Origin of the sequence: Rahnella ecdela (assembly GCF_019049625.1) — a bacterium.
Taxonomy (GTDB): Bacteria; Pseudomonadota; Gammaproteobacteria; order Enterobacterales; family Enterobacteriaceae; genus Rahnella; species Rahnella ecdela.
Map to the genome: position 1 here is coordinate 1 of NZ_JAFMOY010000004.1, position 241 is coordinate 241.

Here is a 241-nt window from a genome sequence, read left to right on the forward strand (position 1 = left end):
GTAATAACCGCTGTGATGGAGGCCAAGAACCAGGCATAACCTGCGTACAGCATAAAAGGACGACATTTTTTTAATGAAGGCGTACTTCAGCCTGACGTTCTTGCAAAGTACGCGGCTGTAGATTCAATTGATCAATGCAACATCCATGCTAAAACATGGGGTAGCGGAGGATTAATGAATGAAACGTACATTTACGGCAAAGGAAAAAGAGTTTGTTTTCAACTCATGGAAGAACGGCATC

1 pseudogene is annotated in these 241 nt (G+C 42.7%); it reads right to left on the reverse strand.

Going from position 1 to position 241, the window contains the following annotated elements:
* A pseudogene (locus J1784_RS00020) lies at positions 1 to 114 on the reverse strand (IS3 family transposase); the annotation flags it as partial.
* Between the last annotated feature and the right edge of the window lie 127 nt (positions 115 to 241).